Here is a 6,000-nt window from a genome sequence, read left to right on the forward strand (position 1 = left end):
ACAGCCTTTACGTAAAACCTAATTAATCAGTTAGTGCTTACTCTGAAAAAGCTTTTGAGTAATGTACAACGCCTTGCACATTTTTTAGAGATCCTTCTGTTAACTCTATGGCCATAAAAAATTCTTCAGGCACGTCAAATGGAGTATATATATTCCATGAGCTAGCTGGTTTAAATCCAAACTTAGGATAGTAATCTTTGTGCCCTAAAACAATTACTGAATGATAACCAAGCTCTTTTGCGCGTTTTAACGCAGCGTGAATTAATCGACTTCCAACTCCTTGTTTCTGATACTGAGGAAAAACGGAAATTGGAGCAAGTGCCAAAGAATCGATAGCGCTATCACCATCTATAATTGTTATTTTAGATAAAAGAATATGACCTACAAGGTCTGCATTCTGATTAAATGCGACCAATGACAGTTCAGGAATAAAGGCATCTGACTTTCTAATCCGTTTTACAAGTAAATGCTCTTTTTGATCGCTGTATTCTTCATTTAAAAAAGCACTTTTAACAACTTCTTTCGTTTTATTATATTCTTCAGTGAGCTCTTGTTTAATTAAGATATCCATTTATAGTCTCCTGTCCATTTGGTGAATTACGGATTTTTATACTCCATAAATGGGGCTTCCTTTATGCACACAGCCATCAAGGAAGCTTACTCACCCAGCTTTAAACATAAGTTTAACAAACAAAAACCTCCAAAATTAGTATGTATATATTTTATATTGTTCTATTTTATGAGTCCACCTTTAGTACACAATATTTGTTAATTATTTATGGTAAAATATACTATATATGTTAAATTAGAGTGTGTAAAGAAGGTGTAATATCTGATGTTAAAATTATTATTTGTATGTTTAGTAAGCTGCTTCATCATTTATATAGGGAAACGTGTATGGAAAGAAGGTAGTACCAATTTTATTGCTGGATACGGAAAGACATTTACCCCTAGAAATGAAAAGCAGCTCGCTAAAGGATTTGGACTTGTTATTATGTTATTTGGCTTTGAAACTATGATATTCCCCATTCTCTCTTTATTTTTTGAAGGGGTTGGGTTTTATTATGGATTGCTGATTGCATTAAACTTCTTCATTATATTGGGACTTATATAAATATTATCTTGATACATTCCGCTTTTCCACCAGGAGTATTTGTCTTACCCTTCAATCAACGGCTAGAAAGACCTAAACAAATGAAGTCTGCGTTTAGCTTAATAAAAAAACAAACTACTAATCGCTTGATCAATAGCTCGTTTTTTACTTCATCTAAAATACTTTTGTCTCAACCTCTTTTTTCACCAGAATCTCTACTTCCGACTTTCTTATTCCCGAAAAAGAACTTTCCTGACACTGTTTTTCTAACCCCGAAATAAGTTCAACTAGATAAAAAAATTGTTGATATGTGTAAGTTTTTGATGATAAATCAGTTGAACTGAAGGATTGAAAATCTACCTTTTCTTTTGTATAATAAGTTCAACAGAAGTTCAACTAAAAAAAGAGGTGTTTAGAGATGAAAATTTCACGTTTTAATAAAGACTGTGGGAACTCAGTCGATATGAATATCATAGATGGATATCTATTTGATTTCCAAACCAACGTAGTAGAACTCCAAAAAGAAGCTGCTGATTCATTCTTCACAGATGCTGTTACAGCACCAGAGGAATTTAAAAAGCGTATCTTATTATCTACAACCATTGGAGAGGAAGAAAAAGAACGTTATTTCTTAGTGGGTGACATTGCCGCCAGCCAACAATTAGCAAACAATCATATCAATCGTTTACATAATAAAATTACAAGTCATATTCCATACGTAACATTTTTAGCTGCCGTTGCATACTACCACGCGTTACACACAAAAGATCAAAAGGACAACAACATCCAAATTGACTATTTCTCTACAATGTTACCAATTTGGTTACTAAAAAAAGAAAGTACGTTTGGTGAAGCGCAAAAGGCTATGGCAAATCGCTTTGTTGGTGATCACACTTTTTATATCCATACCCCAGGATTTGAAAAAGAATTAAAAGTATCTGTGGAAGAAAGTGTTTGTTTAAAAGAAGGTGAAATCGCACGTTTTGCGTTAAAGAAAGACCTAACGCTTCAAGACCGTGAAGATGCTAATGAATATGTGGAATGTGAAACCGTAATGATCGATATCGGTGGAGGATCCATTGATGTTGTAATCTTACCTGAAGGGTTGAAGGCTGCGAACAGTCGTGAATCGTTCCAAAGTATCGAGGGTATTCCCTACTTAGCACATATCGATAAGTTACGAAAAGAGAAATTCCCAGAGTTGTTTACCGATTTACGCGCTTTTGATCAATTTATTTTAGATAACTACAGCAAACAAAAGTTTGAACTGAAAAATGAAAACACAGGTGAATCCATTGATTTAACAGCTCAAATCAAATCTTCTCTAAGAGATTATGTAGAGATCTTACTAGCTAAGTTAAATGATGTCGCCCCACCACCAGCAAATAAAATCCGAAAATATGTATATAGTGGCGGTGTCGCTCCTACACTAGAAGTAGCGATTATGAATAGCATGCGTGAAAAAATTGGCGAAGAACGCACAGAGAAATATCATAAAGTGCCTGAGGATAGCCGTCACTTAAATTTATTCGGCTTAGAAATCCGAAGCATGGGGTACCTTCAAAAGAAACAAGCCGAGAAGAAAGCCGTTAAATCCTAACAGCGTAGGTGATAACCATGTCAGAGCGTCAAAACGCCTTTACGATTAAAACTAATCAGTTGAGTGATGAAGTCTATGATATACTTGCAAAATATGCAAAGTCTCGAAAATTAGGGGACTATATTTCATCTCTAATTGTTCGTGACCTTCATAGTTCATCTTCCAATCAAGTAGAAGCAGGACACAGAACAGAAGAACTTCTTGAACATATCAATTCCGAACTACGGGAATTAAAGAAATTAGCTCAGTCCAACGGGTTTGTGAGTAAACAAGAGGAGATAGAAGAGAAGCCTTCAGAAAGCCACCAAACCTTCAAAGAAGGTAAGGTTGCAGATCTAGAGCAATTATCTGGGTCATTAGATGATGATGATTTAGAGGAATATAACGATTTTTAATTAAAAAAGCTACTAGTATGTGGGACGAGACTGTCCCACATACCAGTAGCTTTTTTGTTTTCAATATGTCTATTCGTTTTTGATACATTATCATATGTACAAAAAACGTGTTAAACCTAAAAAAAATGGGAGGAAACAGTTTATTTATGGATAATAATAATTAGTATGAGTACTTTTATTTATTCTAAATTTGCTTTGTCTCAAGAACATTAATAATTAAGTTTAGGTATTCTAAATACCATATCGAAGCTCAATCACACCATGAAGTGTTAGATAAAAGGTACGCTTATCGTCTCCCAAGATGACAAGGACATTGCGGAGTTTAGGTTGGATTCAAACGAATAAACATGACTATAAATTTATTAGATTAATAGCTTGCTAACTCTGAAGGTATTCAGAATTAGGGGGCTATTGTTTTTACATTGAAACGCTTGTACGTGAATTTAATTTATATAGCTTTTTTAAGCAACATATAATTGATTGGCTCTAATTATTTAGTCACGATAAGCGCTCGAATAATTTCATTCCAGTAGTATTTGAAATCTTTTTTACTCGTATCTTTTTGTGTTAAACTCATCGATTCCTTTGTATTTTCTTTTTTTATATTCATTATGATTTCCCCTTATCACTTTGTATTTAGTATGTTGTGGTTTGATTTACCATATTTTATAATGAAATTAACGATCGTTACAGATGAACATTCCGATTGAATCAATCGGAATATCCGATTACGTAGAGGTGAGGGAAATGGAAATAAAACAACTGATTACATTTAAAACAGCTGCAGAAAATTTAAATTTTACATATACGGCTAAAATTTTGAATTTTGCTCAATCAAGCGTTACCGCACAAATAAAAGCTCTTGAAAATGAACTTGAAACGCCTTTATTTGAACGTCTTGGGAAACGCTTGGTTTTAACAGAGGCAGGTAGAGAATTTAAAAGATACGCAGATAAAATGATTCAATTGACTAAGGAAGCAAAAAACGCTGTAAGTGGAGTGGAGGAGCCTTCGGGTACGCTTATTATTGGATCTTCTGAAAGCCAGTGTACCTATAGATTGCCTCCCATATTAAAAGAGTTTAAGGATCAATTTCCTAAGGTTAAAATGATTTTTAAACCTATTTATTCTCAAGAACAAACAAGAGCGCAGCTACTAGACGGCACTCTTGATATCGCCTTTACAATGGAGCCTATTCAGCATCATGATGCAAATCTACATACACAATGTCTTGTTGCAGAAGACTTAAAAATTATTGCTTCTCCTCAGCATCCTTTAGCTTATAAAACGGATATCTACTTAGAAGAGCTTGAAAATGAGACTCTCTTGTATACCGAATCAGGTTGTTCATATCGCGTAGTGTTGGAAAACTTGTTTCGTGAGGCGGGGATTTGTACATCCACTAAATTTGAATTTGCAAGCGTGGAAGCTATTAAGCAATGTGTGATGTTGGATTTAGGTATTGCGATATTGCCTGAAATAGTGGTAAAAGGAGAGCTTGAGAAAGGAATATTAAAAGAATTGACTTGTACTAAAGTGGATAAGACCCTTTATACACAAATGTTTTGGCATAAAGATAAATTTATGTCTCTTCCTTTACAATCGTTTATTCAATTGGCTTGCAGTACTTTTGGTTTAAATTATATAGGTACCGAAAGTGAAAAACTCTAGGTACATTATGCTGACTAAAGAATTCCACAGGATACATAAAATAATTTGATATCTTTCCCAATAAGATAAGAGGTGAAGGAAATCTTCATTCCTTCACTAATATATAGATGAACATTAATAAACTAGATTTTAATTGGTGAAATCTGAGTTAGGAGTTGATCTAATTTGAAAATGCAAATAAATCAAATTGAACTAAATGGTTTAACATTTCAATATCGAGAGGCGGGCGAAGCTTCAGCACCTGTCATTGTTGCACTTCACGCTTTAGGAATAAGTGCAGAATCGTGGGACGAAGTAGCGGCTGCATTAGGAAAGGAATATCGGTTTTTAGCTTTAGATCAAAGAGGACACGGTGGAAGTGAGAGAGCCGGAACCTATACGTTTGAACTTATGTGTGATGACTTGCTTCAGTTTGTAAATGCGCTGAAATTAGAGCGCTTTACGTTAATGGGTCATTCTATGGGTGGCACCGTCTCCTACCTTTTTTCCGAGACATTTCCATCAAGGGTAAAACGGTTAATTGTTGAAGATACACCTCCACCTTTTACAGGAGAGAAGTTCGAAATTCCTTCTAAACCTCCTGGCTCTCTACCATTTGACTGGGAGGTTGTACCTTCAATTCTTCAACAGTTGAACAAGCCGAATCCTAAATGGTGGGGAAGTCTTACAGAGATAATTGCACCTACTTTCATCATAGGAGGAGGATCTAGCCATATCCCTCAAGATAAGTTGCAGGAAGTTTCTAAACGTATTCCAGATTGCAAGTTAGTGACGATAGAAGGAGCTGGACATGAGGTGCATACAGAGAATTTATCAGCGTTCTTAATTGCTGTTAAAAATTTCCTTGATTCGTGACTTTCTGGATTTCTTATTTAATTTGAAAGTTTGGTTAAGTAAATAACATGGTAAAAGTTATTAAACTTTTATAGAAAGGGAGACTATACGTTAGTCTCCTTTTTAATCTGTAAATATGTTAATATATAGATTATATGTAATAAAATTCATGATAAAATATTTTTTATGAAAGATAAATAAATGCTTTTTAATAGTAATAGGGAATGCTATAACTCATTAAATGAGCATGTTTGAAAGGAGGAGAATTTCTTGTTGAAATTTATAGAAAAAGGTTTTTTCTATGGCCTTATTTTAGGAGGATCATTAGGTTTCTTTGTGATTCCATATAAAGAAGTTGAATCAGTCGGTGATGGTGTAACAGAAACAACCTATTTAAAACTTATTGG

At 34.3% G+C, this 6,000-nt stretch carries 6 protein-coding genes; 5 read left to right on the forward strand and 1 reads right to left on the reverse strand.

The annotated features are described in order from the left end of the window. Positions 1-37 precede the first annotated feature (37 nt). A complete protein-coding gene (locus tag ACO1DI_RS00725) occupies positions 38-571 on the reverse strand; it encodes a GNAT family N-acetyltransferase (protein ID WP_423144958.1) in 534 nt (177 codons plus the stop codon). 264 nt (positions 572-835) lie between these two features. Between ACO1DI_RS00725 and ACO1DI_RS00730 the strand changes: the two genes are divergently transcribed. The 5 genes from ACO1DI_RS00730 to ACO1DI_RS00750 all read left to right on the forward strand — a co-directional run bounded on the left by ACO1DI_RS00730 (position 836) and on the right by ACO1DI_RS00750 (position 5,614). Then, positions 836-1,114, forward strand: a complete 279-nt coding sequence (locus ACO1DI_RS00730; protein WP_423144959.1) for a hypothetical protein — start codon at positions 836-838, stop codon at positions 1,112-1,114. Between the two features lie 397 nt (positions 1,115-1,511). Beyond that, complete coding sequence (locus ACO1DI_RS00735; RefSeq protein ID WP_014460729.1) at positions 1,512-2,693, forward strand: membrane protein; 1,182 nt, start codon at positions 1,512-1,514, stop codon at positions 2,691-2,693. Between the two features lie 17 nt (positions 2,694-2,710). Beyond that, a complete protein-coding gene (locus ACO1DI_RS00740) occupies positions 2,711-3,088 on the forward strand; it encodes a hypothetical protein (RefSeq protein WP_098113384.1) in 378 nt (125 codons plus the stop codon). Between the two features lie 747 nt (positions 3,089-3,835). Then, positions 3,836-4,759 carry a LysR family transcriptional regulator gene (locus ACO1DI_RS00745; RefSeq protein WP_423144960.1) on the forward strand — a complete coding sequence of 308 codons (924 nt, stop codon included), beginning with the start codon at positions 3,836-3,838 and terminating at the stop codon, positions 4,757-4,759. Between the two features lie 165 nt (positions 4,760-4,924). Continuing rightward, complete coding sequence (locus ACO1DI_RS00750) at positions 4,925-5,614, forward strand: alpha/beta fold hydrolase (protein ID WP_423144961.1); 690 nt, start codon at positions 4,925-4,927, stop codon at positions 5,612-5,614. Positions 5,615-6,000: the final 386 nt, after the last annotated feature.

Source organism: Priestia sp. 40 (genome assembly GCF_049368575.1).
Lineage (GTDB): Bacteria > Bacillota > Bacilli > Bacillales > Bacillaceae_H > Priestia > Priestia zanthoxyli.